The sequence below is a fragment of the Kordiimonas laminariae genome (assembly GCF_023008165.1).
Classification (GTDB): Bacteria; Pseudomonadota; Alphaproteobacteria; order Sphingomonadales; family Kordiimonadaceae; genus Kordiimonas; species Kordiimonas laminariae.
Genome location: NZ_JAKQZA010000002.1, coordinates 498904 through 518195, shown reverse-complemented (window position 1 = coordinate 518195; position 19292 = coordinate 498904). Strand labels below are relative to the sequence as shown.

The 19292-nt window shown below is 46.9% G+C and carries 17 protein-coding genes; 14 read left to right on the top strand and 3 right to left on the bottom strand.

Going from position 1 to position 19292, the window contains the following annotated elements; all coding sequences use genetic code 11:
* Nucleotides 1-63 precede the first annotated feature (63 nt).
* The 14 genes from MF542_RS05860 to MF542_RS05795 all read left to right on the top strand — a co-directional run bounded on the left by MF542_RS05860 (nt 64) and on the right by MF542_RS05795 (nt 14088).
* Nucleotides 64-2679 carry a TonB-dependent receptor domain-containing protein gene (locus MF542_RS05860; protein WP_247016965.1) on the top strand — a complete coding sequence of 872 codons (2616 nt, stop codon included), beginning with the start codon at nt 64-66 and terminating at the stop codon, nt 2677-2679.
* Between the two features lie 62 nt (nt 2680-2741).
* Nucleotides 2742-3599, top strand: a complete 858-nt coding sequence (locus MF542_RS05855) for a type II secretion system protein N (protein WP_247016931.1) — start codon at nt 2742-2744, stop codon at nt 3597-3599.
* 13 nt (nt 3600-3612) lie between these two features.
* Nucleotides 3613-5595: a type II secretion system secretin GspD gene (gene gspD / locus MF542_RS05850; RefSeq protein WP_247016929.1), complete on the top strand. Its 1983-nt coding sequence runs from the start codon at nt 3613-3615 to the stop codon at nt 5593-5595.
* Nucleotides 5596-5602: 7 nt separating this feature from the next.
* On the top strand, nt 5603-7087 hold the full coding sequence (gene gspE, locus MF542_RS05845) for a type II secretion system ATPase GspE (protein ID WP_247016927.1): 1485 nt from the start codon (nt 5603-5605) through the stop codon (nt 7085-7087).
* Nucleotides 7087-8304 carry a type II secretion system inner membrane protein GspF gene (gene gspF, locus MF542_RS05840; RefSeq protein ID WP_247016925.1) on the top strand — a complete coding sequence of 406 codons (1218 nt, stop codon included), beginning with the start codon at nt 7087-7089 and terminating at the stop codon, nt 8302-8304. Before gspE ends, gspF begins: the two co-directional genes overlap by 1 nt.
* Before the next feature lie 12 nt (nt 8305-8316).
* A complete protein-coding gene (gene gspG / locus MF542_RS05835; protein WP_247016923.1) occupies nt 8317-8778 on the top strand; it encodes a type II secretion system major pseudopilin GspG in 462 nt (153 codons plus the stop codon).
* 9 nt (nt 8779-8787) lie between these two features.
* Nucleotides 8788-9276 carry a prepilin-type N-terminal cleavage/methylation domain-containing protein gene (locus MF542_RS05830; RefSeq protein WP_247016921.1) on the top strand — a complete coding sequence of 163 codons (489 nt, stop codon included), beginning with the start codon at nt 8788-8790 and terminating at the stop codon, nt 9274-9276.
* On the top strand, nt 9266-9643 hold the full coding sequence (gspI, locus tag MF542_RS05825) for a type II secretion system minor pseudopilin GspI (protein WP_247016919.1): 378 nt from the start codon (nt 9266-9268) through the stop codon (nt 9641-9643). Before MF542_RS05830 ends, gspI begins: the two co-directional genes overlap by 11 nt.
* Entirely contained in the window at nt 9643-10260 is a 618-nt protein-coding gene (gspJ, locus tag MF542_RS05820; RefSeq protein ID WP_247016917.1) for a type II secretion system minor pseudopilin GspJ, read from the top strand. The genes gspI and gspJ overlap by 1 nt, the downstream gene beginning before the upstream one ends.
* Nucleotides 10260-11252, top strand: a complete 993-nt coding sequence (gene gspK, locus MF542_RS05815; RefSeq protein ID WP_247016915.1) for a type II secretion system minor pseudopilin GspK — start codon at nt 10260-10262, stop codon at nt 11250-11252. Before gspJ ends, gspK begins: the two co-directional genes overlap by 1 nt.
* Nucleotides 11249-12352: a type II secretion system protein GspL gene (gene gspL, locus MF542_RS05810; RefSeq protein WP_247016913.1), complete on the top strand. Its 1104-nt coding sequence runs from the start codon at nt 11249-11251 to the stop codon at nt 12350-12352. Before gspK ends, gspL begins: the two co-directional genes overlap by 4 nt.
* Entirely contained in the window at nt 12349-12834 is a 486-nt protein-coding gene (gspM, locus tag MF542_RS05805) for a type II secretion system protein GspM (protein WP_247016911.1), read from the top strand. The genes gspL and gspM overlap by 4 nt, the downstream gene beginning before the upstream one ends.
* Entirely contained in the window at nt 12831-13568 is a 738-nt protein-coding gene (gspN, locus tag MF542_RS05800) for a type II secretion system protein N (protein ID WP_247016909.1), read from the top strand. Before gspM ends, gspN begins: the two co-directional genes overlap by 4 nt.
* A gap of 16 nt (nt 13569-13584) precedes the next feature.
* Entirely contained in the window at nt 13585-14088 is a 504-nt protein-coding gene (locus MF542_RS05795) for a hypothetical protein (protein WP_247016907.1), read from the top strand.
* A gap of 4 nt (nt 14089-14092) precedes the next feature.
* On the opposite strand, the gene MF542_RS05790 is transcribed toward MF542_RS05795, so the two are convergent.
* The 3 genes from MF542_RS05790 to MF542_RS05780 all read right to left on the bottom strand — a co-directional run bounded on the left by MF542_RS05790 (nt 14093) and on the right by MF542_RS05780 (nt 19286).
* Nucleotides 14093-14926 carry a thioredoxin family protein gene (locus MF542_RS05790; protein ID WP_247016905.1) on the bottom strand — a complete coding sequence of 278 codons (834 nt, stop codon included), beginning with the start codon at nt 14924-14926 and terminating at the stop codon, nt 14093-14095.
* Nucleotides 14927-15138: 212 nt separating this feature from the next.
* A complete protein-coding gene (locus tag MF542_RS05785; protein WP_247016903.1) occupies nt 15139-15948 on the bottom strand; it encodes a ferredoxin--NADP reductase in 810 nt (269 codons plus the stop codon).
* A gap of 251 nt (nt 15949-16199) precedes the next feature.
* A complete protein-coding gene (locus MF542_RS05780) occupies nt 16200-19286 on the bottom strand; it encodes an efflux RND transporter permease subunit (protein ID WP_247016900.1) in 3087 nt (1028 codons plus the stop codon).
* Nucleotides 19287-19292: the final 6 nt, after the last annotated feature.

Genomic DNA, 19292 nt, shown 5'->3' with positions numbered 1-19292 from the left:
CCGCAGCAAGGTGCTCCCTTGCTGCGGTTTTGCGCACATAATGGAAACCTGACGGTGGCTAAAATGAATTTCACCCACTCTAAATTAAAAAGCGCTCTACTCGCCTCGACAGTACTTCTTGTACCTGCCGAGGCTTTCGCTCAGGAAATCGATCTTGCTCAGGATGTAGAGGAAATTACAGTTCTGGGGCAGTATGTACCTGATGAAAAGCGCGCGACCTCTGAAATCGCTAACGTGCTTGATGCGGAGGCTTTTTCGCAAGCAGGTGATGGCGATATTGCTATTGCTTTGCAGCGTTTGCCTGGTCTTTCGCTGGTTGGCGGTAAATATGTATATGTTCGTGGTCTTGGTGATCGCTATTCGGCGTCGCTTTTGAATGGTTCATCTATTCCAAGCCTTGAACCACTTAGAAAAGTTGTGCCGCTTGATATTTTCCCAACAAGTATTGTGGAATCTGTTCTGGTACAAAAAACATATTCTCCTGAATACCCACTGGAATTCGCTGGGGGTGTGGTTGATATCCGTACGAAAACAATTCCGGATGAGTTCATCCTGGAAGTTGGTATCTCAGGTAAGTATAACTCTGAATCTACTGGTAAAGACGTTCTTAGCTACGATGGTCCGGGTATTGAAATTCTCGGCTTTGGTGGTTCTCAGCGCAATATTCCAGATGAACTTCTTCAGGACATCACTCTTGCAAGCCTGTCAGAAGAAGAGCTAGCGGCTGCTGGCCGTGCCATTCCAAACATCTGGTCAATTGATGATGAAAATGGCCTCCCTGGTGCAGGGCTGAACTTTGCGCTTGGTAACCGCTATGAAGTTGGTTCTGAAAGTGCATTCGGTTTCTTCACTGCGGTGAACTATGATGTGGAAACGGTGCACCGTGAAGGTGTTCGCCGTAACTTCACGGTCAACAACCAGGGGCTTGAAACTCGTTTCAGCTATGGTTCTGAGGTTTGTGATCAGACAGAGTTTCAGGACGCTGATACAGAGTGTGGCCTTCGTCAGACAAATATCAATGTTAGCTTGAATGGTATTCTATCGCTTGGATATGAAATCAACGCGAACCACTCACTGAACTACACAGGTACGGTACTTCGCCAGTCTCGCAAGCGCTCGCTTATCGAAACTGGTCAGTTTACTGCTGAGCCTGATGAACTGCGTACATCTTCAACTATTGACTGGATTGAAAGTCAGGTTTGGACGAACCAGATCACAGGTGATCACAATTTCACTCTATTTGACGATAGTGATGTGTTCCTTGATACTCAGCTAACATGGCGTGCTAACTATTCTCGTTCAGACCGTGATGTACCACTTCGTCGTAGTACTATTTATCGTTTTGAAGATGATAGCGATCGTTTCCAGCTTGTAGCGAATACAACAGGTAACACGACTGAATATAACGCGCTTGATGAAGAAACTAAGGAATTTGGTTTTGATATCGTTCAGCCGTTGAATATTGGTAATATTGCTGTTGATGTTAAGACAGGTTTTACTTACCTGGAGAAAGACAGAAGCTTCGGGCTTGTGCGCTATAATTTCCAGATCCCGTCATCAGCTGGTTCTGATCTTCGTTTCCTTGTGCCAGAAATTATCTTCGGCCCTGCAAATATTCGCCCAGGTGGTGTAAGGCTTGTTGAGCAGTTTGATGCATCTGATGCATACACAGCATCTCTTAAAAACTATCAGGGTTACCTTGGTTTTGATGCACAGGTAACCGACCGTGTTCGTATCGCACTAGGTGCACGCTACGAAGATAGCCTGCAAACAGTGAATACAGTTGACCGGGTACTTCTATCACCTGTGAATGTTAATCAGGATCTTGAGCGTTTGCTTCCATCTGCAACCATCACATATGAGTTTGTAGATAACATGCAGCTTCGCCTTGGTTATAGTGAGACAATCACTCGTCCGGATTTGCGCGAACTTTCAAGTGCACCATTCCTGGATGATAACCGCGGCATTCTTGTTGTTGGTAATCCAAACCTTTCGACAACAGAGATCAAAAACTATGATGCACGTTTCGAGTGGTATTTTGGTGCCGGTGACAGCCTGACAATCGGTGCTTTCTATAAAGACTTCACGAACCCGATTGAGGTTTCGGTATTCCTTACAGGTGAAAGTGTTACTTACACTTACATCAATGGTGAAAGCGCTGATAACGCGGGTATTGAGGTTGAACTTGAAAAGTTCTTATTCCTTCAAGAGTGGTTTGGTTGGGATTGGCTCGGCCTCAATAAGGAATTTTTCCTTAAAGCTAACGCTTCTTATGTTGATGGTGAAACTACAACCGCAGCTGCGAACCAAGGTAATGTGACAAACTTGGTACGTCCGTTCCAGGGGCTCTCAAACTGGCTTGCGAACGTGCAGGTTGGTTGGAACAATCACGATAAGGGCGAATCTCTCGCACTTGTATTCAACTATACAAGTGAGCGTCTTAGCCTTGTTGGTACATTCGGTGCTCCGGATGAATTTGAACAGCCACCTGTAACTCTTGATTTTGTATACAGCCGTGAGTTTGAAGTGGGTTCTAACATTCTTGAATTCAGCTTTGAGGCTTCGAACCTTCTTGATGATGGTATCCAATTCTCTCAATCTCTTGGTGATGATCGCCGTATTACAGAGGCATATGATCTTGGACGTTCAGTTTCTCTGGGCTTTAAATACAAGTTCTAATGTGCAAAAGTTTCGGCCTGCTGCTTTGGCAGCAGGCCCTTTGAATTTAGATTAAGTACCGAATGCCTAAGATTATTGAAAACGTATCATCTTCTGGTATGGCAGAAGAAACTAACATAGCGGCACTTTCTGCAGCTACTCCCAAGTGGCTGCGTGTCACAGCTACTTTCGTTGAAGTTTTGTTGGTTATCTTCCTTGGGTATTTTGCTTCACAGCTTTTTACAAAATTGCTTTCTGATACGAACACGAATGTTGGATCGGCTTTGCCGCCGGTGATTACTCAGCCAGCCAATCGGGCGACAGATTACAGTTCCCTTACGAGATTTGATCCTTTCTTTCGACAGTTGACGTCAGCGCCGACAGCACAAGCTGCCGCTGTTCGTGAAAGTAGTTTGAAAATCAAACTTTATGGCCTCCGTGCCGAGGGCGAAGGTGAAGGTAATGCGATCGTGCAGATGGAAGGGGCCCAGCAAAAACTGGTACGTACTGGCGAGAGCATTTCAAATGGCATCCAATTAGTTGGTGTTTACTCGGACCGCATCGAAATTGCACGTAGAGGTGCTAGAGAAGCGGTTTATATGTTTAAAACCAACAAAACGCGCTCAGTAACCACTGCTCCGCAAAAACAGATTACCGAACCAAACACTGCTTCTTCAAATTCTCATATTATAACAGCCCTGACCGCCATGAACTGGGAGCCGGTGCGCGAAAATAACCGCATCATTGGTTTCAGGTTAACGTCTGATGTTAGTGGGCTGTCTGTTGGGCTTGAAAAGGGTGACATAATACAATCCGTTAACGGATTTAAGCTTAATTCCTTTGAGAACTTGAAGGAACTACCAGATGAACTTTCTGGTGCATCGAAATTTACGATTGAGTTGTTAAGGCGTGGTGAGCGCCGCACGGAAACAATAGGCTAAAGTGGGATAGCCTTTGGGGAAGAATGCAAAGATTATGCTTCAGGGAACTTTGAAAAAACTAGCTCTTGCAACCTTGCTGGGAGCTTCGGCGCTAACTCTGCCGCTGTTTGCGCAAGATCAGGTGCTAAATTACCGCGATGCAGATATCCGCGAGTTTATTAACGATATTGCTGGTATCACCGGGCACACTTTCATTGTTGATCCTCGTGTGAACGGTCGTGTGAATGTGGTTTCCAGCAAGCCAGTTTCAGAAGAAGGAGCTTTCCAAACCTTTCTTTCTGCATTGCGCGTAAATGGTTTTACCATCGTACCGACAGCAAGTGGCGCCTACAAAATTGTACCTGATGAAGTGGCAGTGCAGGATAGTGTTCCTGTATCTGGCGATCTGGCAGGTGATCAGCTGGTAACCCGCGTTTACACACTTTCCTATGTAGATAGTTTGTCCGTACAGGCCGCTGCCAAGCCGTTTATTCACAAGAATGGCCGCGCATTTGCCCGCCGTGGTTCGCCATATGTAATTGTCACAGATTATGCTGAAAACCTGAAGCGTATTACCCAGCTAGTTGAAAGTATGGATGTTGATACGTCGGTTATCAAAACCATCGCCCTGCAAAATACATCAGCTTTTGAAATGGCGGATGTTGCCTTGAGATTAGCTTCACGTCAGGCTGGCGATGAGAGTAATTCAACTATCTCTGTTATCCCGCTTGAGAGCAGTAATACACTTATTCTTAAAGGGCCTGAAAAGGTAGTTTCCACGTTTGAACCAGTGCTGCTTGAACTGGATAAAAACAATGCCTCGCGCGGTGATTTGCTGGTTGTAAACCTTAAGCATGCAAATGCAGAAGCTATGCTGCCGATGTTGGAAAGCGTTGTGAAATCTGTAACGCAAAAGGATTCCAGCGGTAAGGTTGTTAACCCCGATAGTAATGTTGCACTTTCTGTTTATGCGGGAGCAAATGCGCTCGTAATTAACGCAACTCCTGAAATGCAACAGCGAATTGTTAGTTTGGTCCGAAGCCTTGATGTGCCGCGCCCACAGGTGCTTGTGGAAGCAATTGTTGTTGAGGTTTCAGAGGGGGCGGCGAAAGAGCTTGGTCTTCAGTATATTCTTTCTGGCAGTGAAGGTAGTGGCATTCCTTTCACCATGACCAACTATGCGCAAACTGCGCCAAATGTTTTGGCGGCAACAGGTGCGCTGCTTCTTGATAATGATGATCTGAGCGAAGATGTTTCCAACACGCTTCAGGAAACAGCTGTGAATTCACTCGTTGGTTTAAACGGTTTTTCTGTAGGTGCTGCGGGTAGAACAAGTGGTGGTACAGTATTTGGTGTCATCCTTAACGCACTCGCGCAGGACACAGGCAGCAATATCCTTTCTACACCGTCAATTGTAACGCTTGATAATGAGCCTGCAAAGTTCCAGAGCGGACAGGAAATCCCGATTACGACTGGTGAAGCGCTCGGTAGTGCCAACGTAAATCCATTCCGTACAGTTGAGCGGAAGAATGTTGGTATCATTCTGGAAGTAACGCCGCAAATTAATGAGGGCGAAGATATTCGTCTTGCTATCCGTCAGGAAATTTCATCTGTGGCTGGCCCTATTGCGACTGGTTCAACAGAGTTGATCACTAACCTTCGTGAAATCACCACTACAGTGCGGGTGAGTGATGGAGAAATTGTGGTGCTTGGTGGGCTTATCCAGCAGAATGAAACAACTCGCGTTGATAAAGTTCCGCTTCTTGGTGATATCCCGCTTTTGGGCCGTGCTTTCCGTTCTGATAGTAAAAGTGTTCAGAAAACAAATCTAATGATCTTCCTGCGTCCTACGATTATGCGCAGTGCTGAAGATGCCCGCGCCGTAACAGATCAAAAGTTCAATTACATTAAAGGTAAGCAGGCAGCGATTGAATCGCAGACACCGCTAGACCAATTGGTGAAAGAAGTGCTGGGCACGTCACCTTCAGGGGCTTCCGATACCTCAGGACAGGAGTGATCTGTCTATGACTGAGAGATTAGACCCTGTACTCAAGTATGGCTTTGCTCGCGAATATGGCTTCGCCCTGATTGAACAAGATGATGCACAGGCTGTTATAGCAATGAGAGAAGGTAGTGATGCCTTAATGCTCCGTGAGGTACGGCGTAGTTTTGGTATACCGATTGCTGTAGAGGAAAGATCCGCGAAGGATTTTGATGCGCTGCTTTCAAATCTCTATGCATCGAGCGGATTGGCTGAATCCGTTGAAGAAGAACTGCCAGACGATAGTCTTGATAGTGTGCTTGAGGGGATGCCCAAAGCCGCCGATTTGTTGGCGAATGACGATGATGCGCCAGTGATCCGGTTGATCAATAGCCTTATGGCTGAAGCGGTGAAAGCTAAAGCTTCAGATGTGCATCTTGAACCCTTTGAAAATGCGCTTTCTGTTCGCCTCCGTGTAGACGGTGTACTTACTGAAATAGCTAGCCTGTCTGCACGCATAGCGCCTTATATCGTGTCGCGTATTAAAGTGATGTCTCGCCTTGATATTGCCGAAAAACGTATCCCGCAGGACGGACGCTTATCGCTCACGCTCGGAGACAGAGTGTTTGATGTGCGGGTTTCAACATTACCGTCTCGACACGGTGAGCGCGTGGTGCTTAGGCTTCTTGATACCAGTCAGGCGCAGTTGAGCTTGGAAGATCTTGGTATGCAGGCAAGTGTGCATGGGGGTATTCTGTCAGCTCTTGAAGAACCGAATGGTATTATCCTAGTAACTGGGCCAACAGGCTCCGGTAAAACCACGACACTGTATGCAGGGCTATCACTTCTTAATGATCAATCTCGGAATATCATGACCGTGGAAGACCCAGTGGAATATGCGCTTGAGGGTATTAGTCAGACACAGGTGAACTCGAAGGTAGGAATGACATTCGCTAACGGTCTTCGTGCTATCCTGAGGCAAGATCCTGATGTGGTTATGGTTGGTGAAATCCGTGATACTGAAACCGCAGAAATGGCAATTCAGGCAAGCTTAACTGGCCACCTTGTGCTTTCTACCGTACATACAAATAGCGCGATTGCTGCTGTTACCCGCCTTCGGGATATGGGGGTTGAAGCATTCCTTCTTTCATCAACCGTTAAAGCAATTCTAGCGCAGCGTCTTGTGCGCAGGCTTTGTGGTTCCTGTAAGATTGAAGTTGAGGATGATGGTTCTATCCGTGAACAGCTGCAGCTTGAACATAATCATGATGCGAGTTTCTATAAGCCGGGATCATGTGCTGCCTGTAGTAACACAGGATACATGGGCCGTGTTGGTATCTATGAACTGGTGAAAGTAGATGAAACACTGCGCCGGATGATACAGGAAGGTGCGTCAGAGCAGGAAATGGAAGCGCATGCGTTCCAGTATGGTGATACACTGGCTTCAAGCGGTGCACGCTTGGTGGCAAACGGTGAAACAACCATTGAAGAAATTATGAGGGTTTCCAAGTTGCGGGATAATGGCTGATGCAAGCCTATGAATATGATGCGCTTGATGCAGCAGGGAAGGCAAAGAGCGGTATAATTTCTGCTGAAAGTGAGCGCGACGCCCGTAAGCGCTTACAAGCCAGTTCGCTTTTTGCCACATCTATCACTCTAGCTTCAGAAAAGAAGCGAGTAGAACGGAAATGGTTTTCTAAATCAGATGCTATTGCGCCTAAAGACCTGGCTCAGATTACCCGGCAGTTAGCAACTATGCTGATGGCAGCAACGAATGTAGAAGAAGCGTTAGGGGCGATCGCAGCACAATCTGAAAAAGATAATATCCGCCGTGTGATGACCCGTCTCCGCAGTAATGTGATGGAAGGTAAACGTCTCAGCCAAGCAATGGAACAGGAACGAGCAAGCTTTGATGCGCTCTATATAGCGATGGTGGCAGCTGGCGAGGCATCAGGTGATTTGGCGCGAGTACTTTCTAATATTGCAGATCACAGAGAAAAGGCGCTTGAGACACAGCAGAAAATCCAGTCTGCTCTTATTTATCCTATTGTGCTTCTGGTGGTGGCAATTGGTGTAATTACGGCCTTGATGGTGTTTGTTGTGCCAAAGGTTGTGAAGCAGTTTGAAAGCTTTGGTGCTGATTTGCCGGCTCTTACACAGGTGGTAGTGGGCACTTCTAATTTCCTTGTGAATTATGGGCTTGTGTTTGCTCTTGTTATTGCAGCTGCTATTGGGGCTTTTATGTTCACGATGCGCCGTGATACTTTTCGGTTTGCAGTACACGGTATGATCTTGAAATTACCGCTCATTGGAAGATTGGTACGTACCGTAAATGCCGCACGCTTTGCGCGTTCCTTGGGTACACTAATTGATGGCGGCAGCCCGGTACTTGAGGGACTTATTGCTGCCAAGGAAACAATCCAGAATGCAACGATGAAAAAAGCGGTGGAAGCAGCTGTTTCACAGGTTAAAGAAGGTACAGCAACGTCTTCAGCACTGCGGCAGTGTGGCGCTTTTCCTGCGATGCTTGCTTATATGGTAGCCGCAGGTGAGAAGAGCGGAAACCTGCCGGAAATGCTTACAAGCGTGGCCAGCTATCTGGAACGGGAATTTGATGGTTTCACCAAAACGGCTCTGGGGCTTCTGGAGCCAATGATTGTTATTTTTATGGGCGGAATTGTGGGTTCAATTGTTCTGTCCATCATGCTGCCGATCCTGAGGCTCAACAGCCTTGTATTGGCATAGCGGAGAAGAGTGATGAAAAATAAAATGATGACGATGCTGAAAGCGTTGAAGAAAAACAGCCATAAGGACGATGGCTTTTCTCTCATCGAACTAATGGTGGTGATTGTGATCATCGGCCTGCTTACAACAGTTATTGTTGTGAATGTGTTGCCAGCACAAGACCGTGGTTTGGTTACCAAGGCACAGGTTGATATTACAGAGCTTGAAAAAGCGTTGGAAATGTACCGGCTTGAAACACTTAGATATCCAAGCCTTGAGGACGGACTTGAAGCACTTACAAAGGCACCGGGGGGGAATTCTCTTCGTCAGGAACCTTTTATCAAGAACCTGAAAAAAGACCCATGGGGTAACGATTATGTTTATCTGATCCCAGGCGAAAATGGCGCGTTTGATATCATGTCTTATGGGGCAGATGGTCGTCCTGGTGGTGAAGGTTTAAATGCTGATATCAGTAACCGGGCACAGCCGGAATAAACTTCAGACATGAAACAGTTTGGCAAGAATGACGACGGCTTTTCCCTAGTGGAAATGATGGTGGTGCTTGTGATCATTGGTTTGATGACGAGCGTTGTTGTTCTTGTATTGCCTTCTGCTTCAAGTGAGAAAGTTGCACGACTTACTGAATTGCGGAATGCTTTAACGGCGGTTGCCAGAGATAGCATAATCAGCGGGCAGGTACGTGGTATTCGGTTTAATCCTCGTGGGTATAGTGTGCTCACCGTGCGTGAGGGAAAATGGGAGCAGCTTGTTGATCAGCGTTTAGGTAGCTGGCATTCCGGTGAGCTGATAGCGGTGTCTGTTGAAGGCGCTGATATCGATTTAACGTCGGATACTGGTGAAGCACTGAGGCCCCATATCTGGTTTTTACCAACGGGTGAGCGTGCGGGCTTTCAAATCCGCTTTAATTTTGACGGAACACAGGCATCTATCGTAACCAACCCATATGGGATTGAGGTTCAGCATGAAAGCTAAGCACCTTATAATGGCAGAAGATGGTTTTTCCCTGATTGAGCTTCTTGTCGCTGTTGCGCTCTTATCGCTTGTTGCTGTTACCTTGCTGCAAAGCCAATCGGGGGCAACTAAAAATACAGCCATTTTGCAGGAAAAAGCATTGGCTTTGATGGTGGCCGAGAACCAGATCGCGAGATTAACTGGTGGTGCTCTTATTCCAAATATAGGTAACCGATCAGGTGAAGAAGATCAGTTTGGTGTGAAGTTTCAGTGGCAAGAAAACGTACGGCTGGCGCCGGGCGGTAAACTGCTTGCTCTGGAAGTTAGTGTATTCCGTGAAGACGGTGTAAAGCTTGCGGGGCTCGTTGGTTTTCGGAGGGCTGAATAATGCAGCCTCTAAGAAATGAAGCGGGTTTTACACTTCTTGAAACACTGATTGCGGTGAGCCTTTTTGCCCTTGTGGGCGTAATGGGGGTTACGCTGCTTACCAGCTATTCAGCATCCCAAACCCAGCTCGATCAGTCTGAAAAATTTCTTTCAAATGTCCAGCAAGCCAGAGCGCTTATGCAGGCCGACCTTGAGAGCGCGGTAAAACGCCCAGTACGGGATTTGTTTGGCTCTAATTCAACCGCAGTGTTTCAGGGATACCCGCCAAGTCGCCCTGGCGTGGTTTTCACGTTTGTACGTGGTGGCCACATGGGAGCATTTCTTTCCGATGAGCAACCGGCCATTCAACGCATTGATTATGTGTTCGGTGATGGAAAGTTGATCCGGAAAAGTTACCGATTGCCTGATGCGACCGAGGAAACGCCGGTTTCTGAGCAAATATTATTTAATGATGTAGAGGCTTTTACAGCTCGTTTCCATGCCGGAGATCGCTGGGTGGAAGATTGGGGTACACTTGCGGGTGGTGCCGCACGGTTCCCTTACCTTGTCGAATTAAGTATTGAACTGCGGGGGCGCGGCACCATGAAAAACATCTTCTCCGTTGGAGGTGGTGTGTGATGAGTGCGTGGCTTAAAGATGACCGAGGCGCCGCGCTGGTGACAGTGCTGTTGATCATTATGGTGATGAGTGCAGGGGTAATGCTAACTCTCGATACACTTACCTATACCATCAGGCGGTCCGTTGCAGTTCAGATATATAGCCAAGCCAAGCTATACGCTCGGGGTGGTGAACAAATGGCGCAGGAAGCAGCCGAACAACTTTATAATACTGATCAGGCTATCAAAGCCGTACTTGGTACTGGTGATGAAGCCGCTGTATCCTTTCCGCTTGATCAAGGGGGGTATATCAAAGGGTACCTCCGCGATGCCAGTAACTGTTTTAATATAAATAGCCTCGTTACAACGCCGGAACGAGGTCTGTATATTAGCAATGAAGAGAATATTCTTTATTTCCAGCGGCTGCTTTTGAACCTTGGCATGTCTGCTGGGCAAGGAGCATCGCTTTCAAGTGCGTTGGTTGATTGGCTAGATAGTGATAGCCGCCCATCGCGCGGTGGTGCCGAAGACTATGATTATAGCGGCCTGAAGATACCTTACCGCGCAGCAAACAGCTTGATGGCAGATATTACCGAGCTGCGCCTCGTACAAGGATTTACACCAGAAGTGCTTGGTGTTTTAGAACCATATGTTTGCGCTGTGCCAGAAGCCGCCGAAAACCGTTTGAATGTGAATACGCTTACTGTGGATCACGCACCTATTCTTGCGGCACTCGTCGGTGAAGGCCTTGCCGTGAATGATGCTGCCCGGCTAATAGCGGAACGACCGGGGCGCGGATACAGTGATATTGGTAGTTTCTGGGCGGAAACCGCATTTGAAGGCATAACTATTCCTCAAGCTATCAGATCAAAGGCAGATGTGTGGCCACGGTTGTTTTTTGCTGAAATTTCGGTGAAATATATAGATGCAGATGTAAAACTCACATCGCTTATGCAAATGGAAAACGATGGCTCCAGTAAAATTATTAGCCGCCGTTATGGAGCATTATTTTGATTGAGCATTTAGTTATAAAATTAGCCCCGAGAGGCACAGATGTTGATGCTGCCTTTATAGCTTCTGCGGATGGTAAGTGGCTCCGATCAGCTGATATTAAATCACTGGATGATAGTAGTTATGCAGGCGTATGGGCTGTTGCAAATGGCGTAGACGTATCGCTGTTCAGACAAGAATTACCTGCGCTGCCAGAAGGGAAAATTCGCAAAATTATTCCTAGCGTAATGGCGGACCAGTTAGGGCAAGGAGCAAGTGAACAGCATTTTGCATTCTGGAGTGGCGCTGAAACCGAAAAGCTCGTTGCTGTTGCGTCTGATGAATATATGTGCACCGTGCAAACAACATTGGCCGGTGTTGGAGTTACCGTTACCGCGCTTGTTCCTGACTATTGCCTTCTAAGGGCAGGTGAAAATATTCAGGCAGTACTTTGTAACGATGGTTATTGCCGCGTCAAAACGCTCGACGGTACAGGGTTTACCGTGGAAGCTGATATTGCTCCAACCATGCTTGGTGATCTGAAGGTGCGCGAGCTTTCCATTGAGGAAGAACAGGAGATGTATGCATCCGCCGTTCATTCTCAGGAAAACCTGCTTCAAGGTTCATATGCTGCTAGTGCCGGCCTTTCAGCAATGTTTTTGTTGTTCAAGCGAGCGATGTTTTTGTTCATTGCGATGTGTGCAGTTTGGGGAGGTGCGCTCTATAGCGAAATCTCCAATAAGGAAGCAACGGCTGATCAGCTGTATGCAGAAGCCGAGAACTTATTCCGTCAGGCATTTCCTGAGGTGCGCCGTGTCGTGAACGTAGAAGTGCAGGCAAGGCAGCAGATTAGTCGTCTGCAAACGGGCTCGGCCTCGGAATTTCTTCAGCTTTCCAGCGTATTGTTCAAGGCGGTAGAACAATCTGAAACTACTCTCCTGGAAGCTATTCGATTTGATGCTGATCGTGGTGAATTAGTTGCGACGCTATCGTTTCCTTCGTTTGCGGAAGGAGAGAAACTGAAAACTGCTCTTACACAGGAAAATGTACGTTTGAATGAAGGCAGCAGCAGGCAGGAAAATAACCGTATTTATACGGACATCACCTTAAGGAGCGGCCAGTGAGGGAATATCTAAATAACCTGACCGATCGCGAGCGGAACTCGTTGGTCTTCATGGCCGCTGTCATCGTGCTGTTTCTTCTTTATTTCGCGCTCTACCGACCGCTTCAGGCGGGGAACGCTTCTGCTGAACGTTCTATTGCAGCAGCAGAGCGGGTATTTGAAACTGTACAGAAAGCAGCCCAGCTAGCGAAAGCTGCAGGAAGTAGTGCTCAAGGGCAGAATAGGGGAAAAGACGATCGCCCGGTACGCGTGATTGTGGCGGTTACAGCTCGCGCAAACGGTGTGAATATTACTCGTATCCAACCTGCAGAAAGCGGATCGGTGACATTGTGGATTGATAGTGTTAGCCCACAGCATTTTTATGCTTGGACGGCACAACTGGGTAATGATCACGGCATTAATCCGATAAAGGTTTCGATGCAGAAAACAGGAAATACAGGCAGTGTGCGTGTTCAGGTTCAGTTTGAAGGGCCTTCTCAATGATGCTTTCCTGGAAAAAACTAACAGCGGTTTTTACGGTAGCTTTCATAAGTTTTTTCTTTCTTTGCTTGCCAGCATCGGTGGTGCTTTCTTGGGCCGGTGTTGGTAATATTTTCAAGTATCGTGTAGCAGAAGGGAACCTGTGGCATATGCAAATCACAGGCGCTTCGGTACGCGGATTTTATCTTGGCGATATTGATTATAAGCCAAGCTTTAGTGTTGCGTCTGGTGAGCTGGCTGGAGCTATTTCTTATCAGGGAGCCGGCCGTACGGCAGCATTCGATTTTGAACTTGAGCAGAATAAGGTTATCCATCTAAGGAACGCGTCTATTGGCGTTCCTGTTAAGGTGGTAGATGTTCCCCTTCCCATCAAGGGTATTTTGAGTGCTCAGGCTTCTGATTTTGCTTATGATTTAAGCAGTGGTTGCGTGGACGGAGAGCTTTATCTTCGAAGTAATATGCTCAACCCGGTTTTTGAAAATACTCCTTGGAATGCACCTCTTCTCAAAGGAACAGCGGTTTGTGATGCTGGTGTGTTGAAAGCTAACCTCGTTGGTGAAAATGAAGTGGCACAAATTAGTGTCCATGTTTTCTGGCAGGGCGGACCTTTGGTGAATGCCACGATGCAGGTTGTACCGACGTTAGGTGTTGAAGCACAGCTTGAGGCTATGATGCAACTTGCAGGGCTTGTGAAACGCGGAAATGCGTGGCAAAAACAGCTGAAGATACGGTTCTGAAGAACGGGGAATGCATGTGAAGAAGCTGGGTTCAATTATTGCTGTGACGGTAGCTTTAAGTGCCTGCAATGGCCAAACTACGACATCTGAAGTACCTCAAGCTCAGATATCCAGCAGGTCACTTGGTTCTGATGAAATTCTTTCTCGCATCTATGAGCTGGCACCTAAAAAGCTTAACTCGCAGGAGTGCGGGTTGTTTTTATGGTTGAAGCGTTCAGATACACCTCTTGTATATTTCCAGCGGGCAAGCAGGTCTGATCTTGATGCACATGCTGAAATGGTGATTGACGGTATACCCAAGCAGCTTACTCGTACAGCACGCAGCAATCTTATTGCGCTGTCTTATTACGAGCAGCAACAGTTCACTGTCGGCGATGTTACTCTAGAATTAAAGATGATGACTGATAGAAGCCAGAGTTTGAGGCAGGGGATGAAAATCCCGGCTGCAACAATTTCATTGAAAGATTCAAAGGGGTGGTCAGCCGTGTTACCTGTGGCAGGCGCGATTGCCTGCCAATAAAGCGTTATTCCGATGCTGTTATAGAAAAGCCTTCTTTTTCCCAGTCAAACGGTTCATAGGTTGGATAGGAAAGAGTTATATTTTCTTCACCAGCAGCTACGCGTTCTGCCGCTTCTGTTTTCAGGGCATCAAGATCTTTGGTGATCTGGTAGCGAAAATCGCGTAGTTGACCCCAGTAGCTATAAAAGCCTTTCGGTCGTTCTGATTTGCCAAGTTCCATCATTGGGCCAATAAGATTGAAGCCCCTGTAAACACGCAGGGACTGTTCTTTTTCAAAGGTGTTAATTTCTACCAAAAGTGCTTTCAGTTTAGGATTTGATACTTCGGCTGCTTCGCCTGTTATTGGTAGTTTGGCAAAATAACTAACTGTATCTGATACACTGATGCTGTCTGCATCACGCCAACGGTGTGTGTTTTGATTATTCAGAAGTTTATTATTCTCTGGATTGATGATGAGAACAGTAGGTGTGCCGTAAATAACGGGTTTGCCAAAGCGCTGAATGATTTTACTGCCGTTTTCGAGATATCCCACATCAACAATGGCGTATTCATATCGGTTGGCAACAAGCTCCTGCATTTCAGGGCTTTCTAGCCTGCGAAGAAAAGCCATGCTGTCATGGCACCAATTGGCACCCATAATCACCATCGCCAGTTTGCCGTTTTCTTTGGCCTTGGCAAGTGTCGCTTCCACGTCAGCCATCGCATTTTGGGATGGTTTATAGGAAAGCTTGGATGCGTGTTCTTCACCGCTATCCACAGTAGCATATACATTGTGTGTTGCTGTGAAACTGAAAAGAGCGAGCGCAATAGCGCCTGATTTAATAATATTAAAAGCCACGACAGATCCCCTCAAAACAGCCGTAAAATTAGAGATGATTTTAGGGGGAAACGATAAGGAGTCTAGCTTTAATAATTTATACCACCCTATATACAGCGAGTTTTGTTAGTTTTTAATACTATGCGCCTCGTGTCTTTGAGGGATGATTGTTTAAATAATAAAAAAGCCGTGCAGTATGCACGGCTTTTCCAATACTCGAATATGTTCGTTAATTAACCAACGAAAGCTTTTTCGATCACAAACTCAGCTGGTTTAGCGTTTGAGCCTTCAGTAAGGCCTGCTTTTTCCAAAATCTCTTTTGTGTCGTTGATCATTTCAGTTGAACCACAGATCATGCCGCGATCAACTTCTGGATCAAAAGTTTTGTCGCCAACGAATTCAGCTAAGTCACCATTTTCAATTAGCGTGGTGATGCGGCCAGTGCGGTGGTAATCTTCACGAGTTACGCTGTCATAGTAGAAAAGCTTGCCTTCTACCAATTCACCAAGGAATTCGTGGTTTAGTGTTTCGTCCACAATCTGTTTGCTGTAACCAAGTTCAGCAACGTCGCGACATGTGTGAGTTACAACAACGCGTTCGAACTTCTCGTATGTTTCAGGATCACGGATGATGCTTGCGAATGGTGCAAAGCCAGTACCTGTTGAGAATAGGTATAGGTTACGGCCAGGTGTTAAGGCATCATGAACCAGGGTACCAACTGATTTGCGGTTCAACATAACTTCATCGCCAGGCTGAATTTTCTGCAGGCGGCTTGTTAGTGGGCCATCAGGAACCTTAATTGAGAAGAACTCCAGCTCTTCATCCCAGTTAGGGCTCGCAATTGAATAAGCGCGCATAAGCGGCTTCTTTTCGCCCTGAAGACCGATCATTACAAATTCACCAGAACGGAAACGGAAGCCTGATGGGCGCGTAATACGGAAAGAGAAAAGACGGTCTGTCCAGTGATGAACAGAAAGTACTTTTTCTGATGTTGGACCAGTCGCAGAAGCTTTTTTAGCTTTAGGGTCGAAATTCAAATTCATTGGAGATCACTCCGTACCTATAAATCGGCAAATTTTTCTATTAAAAGCCGATATATGAAAAAAAATCCTATTCGCCGAAAACTCAAGGTTATTGAGAATTATTATCAGAGGCGACTCTACTTGTTGGCTATGTAAGTGAGAATCTGAAAAATTTCAAGAGAGTTTTGCTTGGCGAACACATTAAAAAAGGCAGCAGAGCGAGGTTTTCTGCTGCCTTTAGCCTAAACCTGCGGCTGAATGTCATAGGGGTTTCATTCTGCCGCTACTGTGAGCTTAGGTTCAGGTATCTCTCTATCCTCATGTTTTTCCTGCTTGTTGTGGTGTGCAGCCAGCAGTGAATAGACTGCTGGAAGGATGAACAGGGTGAAAAAGGTTCCAACCAGCATGCCCACCACAATCACAATGCCGAGAGCAAAGCGGCTGGCAGCGCCTGCGCCAGTGGAGGTCGCCAGCGGGATAAGACCAACAACCATGGCTGCGGTCGTCATCAAAATAGGTCGCAAACGAATTGCAGAGGCTTTCAGTATTGCTTGTCTGCGGTTCAGACCGTCTGACTGCTGCAGTTGGTTGGCAAATTCCACCATCAGGATGCCGTGTTTACTGATAAGGCCAATCAACGTTACAAGACCAATTTGGGTGTAGATATTGATTGTGGTGTATCCGAGATAAATCGGTAGCAAAGCACCAAACAGGCTAAGCGGTACGCTCACCAGAATGATAAACGGATCGCGGAAGCTGTTGAACTGGGCAACAAGCGCCAGATAAATCACTAGCATTGCAAGCGCAAAGGCTGTGGCTAGCTGATTGCCTTCATAAACAAACTGGCGCACATCACCCTGCCAATCATAGCTGAAGCCTGACGGGAAACTTGTTGCAGCATAATTCTCCAAGAATTCCACAACAGCATCCATCGTTACACCCGGGGCCGGAATACCTTGGAATGTAGCTGAGTTAAGCTGATTGAACTGGAACAGCTTGTTCGGTTCAACATCTTCTTCAAGCGTGATTACTGAAGAAAGTGGAACCTGTGTGCCTGAACCTGTGCGTACGTAATATTGGTTGATAGTGTCAGGTGTTAAGCGGAATTCCGGGGAAACCTGCGGGATCACTTCATAAGCCCGGCCATCAACATTAATGCGGTTTACGTAGTTCTCGTTCACAAAGATCGCCAGTGTATCACTGATATCTGCCATGCGAATACCGAGCGCGTTGGCGCGGTTTCTATCAATCTTCACACGGGTAACAGGGGTGTTCAGATTGATGTTACTATCTGTCACCATAAACAGCCCACTTTGGTTGGCGGCCATTTTCAGGTTTTCAACCGTATCAAACACCTCTTTTGGTGATTTGGATGAACTGATTATCATCTGAACTGGCATGCCGCCTGTGGAACCCGGTAGAGCAGGCTCAGGGAAAGCGAAAACTGCAAGGCCTTCAACATCCATCACACGGCCCTGTACCTCCTGCTGAACTTCCTGCTGGCTGCGTTCACGGTTTTCCCAGCGTTTCAGAACCACACCACCGAAGCCTTCGTTGGTTGTTGGGCCATTTACGATAAAGGTCTGGTCATACTCTGGCGTTGAACGAAGAATTTCTTCCAGCTTGAGTGCAAACTTGTTTGTATAATCGATGTTTGCGTTCTGAGGGCCACGCATGAAGAGGAATACGTTACCTTGATCTTCTTCAGGTGCTAGTTCTTGTGCGGACGACATATACATATATGCCGTGCCGCTCATTACAACGAGGGCGAAAAGCACAGTGAAATAGCGGAACTTCAATGTCCAGCCAAGTAAGCCTTGGTAAAGGTTTGTAAGCTTGCCAAAGAAACGCTCAATCGCTTTGGTGAATTTGCCTTCAGTCGTTTTTGCGTCAATTGTGTAGGCCGCCATCATTGGGGACAGAGTTAGCGCCACCACGCCAGAGATGACAACCGCCGCGGCAAGAGCAAAGGCGAACTCACGGAATAAGCTGCCTGTAAGACCGCCCACAAAGCCGATTGGGGCATATACGATGGCCAGTGTAGCTGTCATAGCGATAACGGGGCGTACAATCTCTCGTGCTCCCTTAAGGGATGCTTGAAGAGGGCTTTCGCCTTTTTCCATATGGCGGAATACATTTTCCACCACCACGATGGCATCATCCACCACGAGACCAATGGCTAGTACCATCGCCAGCAGGGTAAGCAGGTTAATACTGAACCCAAACATGGTCATGATCGCAGCAGCACCAACAAGCGATAGTGGAATGGTAACAATTGGCACCAGAATGGTTCGGAAGGAACCAAGGAACAAATACATTACGATGATTACGATACCCACAGCTTCTATAAGAGTGGATGTTACCTGATCAATGGAAGCATTGATAAAACGGGTTACATCGTAGCTTACGTTTGAAGTAAGCCCCGGAGGGAAATCTTGCTTCATGTCTTCGAACAGGGCTTTGGTATCTTCCACGATAGTAAGCGGGTTGCCCGTCGGCGATGCGTTCACGCCAACAAATACAACAGGTACACCGTTTTCATAACCTGTCTGGTCATCAGATTTTGCACCGAATTCAACGGTTGCTACATCGCGCACGCGAATGAGATTGTTACCGTCGTTCCGCAGTACCATATTTTCAAAATCTGAAATGCTGACAATATCTGTGTCTGCTTTCAGGTTGGTGGTGATATAGCTGCCTTCGATGTTACCCGGTGCCGCTTGTACGTTGTTTTCGCGTAAGGCGCTTGATACATCGCTTGCTGTAAGATCAAGGGCGGCCATCTTGCGCGGATCAAGCCACAGGCGGATTGATAGCTCTTGCGCACCGATCAGCTCAGTACTGCCCACACCCTCAATTGAAGCGAGACGCGGAAGAATAGCCCGGTTCAGATAATCTGTAACTTGCGGGATTGTGAGCGTTTTAGAAGAGAAACCCACATACATAATCGCAGTGCCTTGGCCTGCGGTTTTACGAATGACGGGATCTGTCGCCTCAGACGGGATACGGAAACGCACCTCATTAATCTTGGCCATGATCTCCGTCATGGCTTGATTACTATCAGCATTCAACTTCAGGCGAGCGCTAATAGTGCTCATGCCTTGAACTGTTTCACTGCTTAGGTACTCAACGCCAGTTGCGGTAGCGATAGACTGCGCAATAGGTGTTGTCACAAACCCTTGCATCAGCTCTGGCGTTGCACCTGGATACGCTGTTGTTACAGAAATAGTGGCTGCTTCAATTTCAGGATACTGCCTGATGGGAAGCTTCATTACTGCGATGATGCCTGCCATCAAAATCATGATGTTCACGACAATGGCGAGCGCAGGCTTTTTTATGAATAAATCAGTAAAGGGCATGATGTG

What these genes read in the sequence shown, in the direction of transcription:
- gspG (WP_247016923.1), top strand. Translation starts at nt 8,317, where the DNA reads ATGAAAAATAAAATGATGACGATGCTGAAAGCGTTGAAGAAAAACAGC.
- MF542_RS05785 (WP_247016903.1), bottom strand. Translation starts at nt 15,948, where the DNA reads ATGAATTTGAATTTCGACCCTAAAGCTAAAAAAGCTTCTGCGACTGGT.
- MF542_RS05780 (WP_247016900.1), bottom strand. Translation starts at nt 19,286, where the DNA reads ATGCCCTTTACTGATTTATTCATAAAAAAGCCTGCGCTCGCCATTGTC.
- gspI (WP_247016919.1), top strand. Translation starts at nt 9,266, where the DNA reads ATGAAAGCTAAGCACCTTATAATGGCAGAAGATGGTTTTTCCCTGATT.
- gspJ (WP_247016917.1), top strand. Translation starts at nt 9,643, where the DNA reads ATGCAGCCTCTAAGAAATGAAGCGGGTTTTACACTTCTTGAAACACTG.
- MF542_RS05830 (WP_247016921.1), top strand. Translation starts at nt 8,788, where the DNA reads ATGAAACAGTTTGGCAAGAATGACGACGGCTTTTCCCTAGTGGAAATG.
- gspF (WP_247016925.1), top strand. Translation starts at nt 7,087, where the DNA reads ATGCAAGCCTATGAATATGATGCGCTTGATGCAGCAGGGAAGGCAAAG.
- gspN (WP_247016909.1), top strand. Translation starts at nt 12,831, where the DNA reads ATGATGCTTTCCTGGAAAAAACTAACAGCGGTTTTTACGGTAGCTTTC.
- MF542_RS05860 (WP_247016965.1), top strand. Translation starts at nt 64, where the DNA reads ATGAATTTCACCCACTCTAAATTAAAAAGCGCTCTACTCGCCTCGACA.
- gspK (WP_247016915.1), top strand. Translation starts at nt 10,260, where the DNA reads ATGAGTGCGTGGCTTAAAGATGACCGAGGCGCCGCGCTGGTGACAGTG.
- MF542_RS05855 (WP_247016931.1), top strand. Translation starts at nt 2,742, where the DNA reads ATGCCTAAGATTATTGAAAACGTATCATCTTCTGGTATGGCAGAAGAA.
- gspE (WP_247016927.1), top strand. Translation starts at nt 5,603, where the DNA reads ATGACTGAGAGATTAGACCCTGTACTCAAGTATGGCTTTGCTCGCGAA.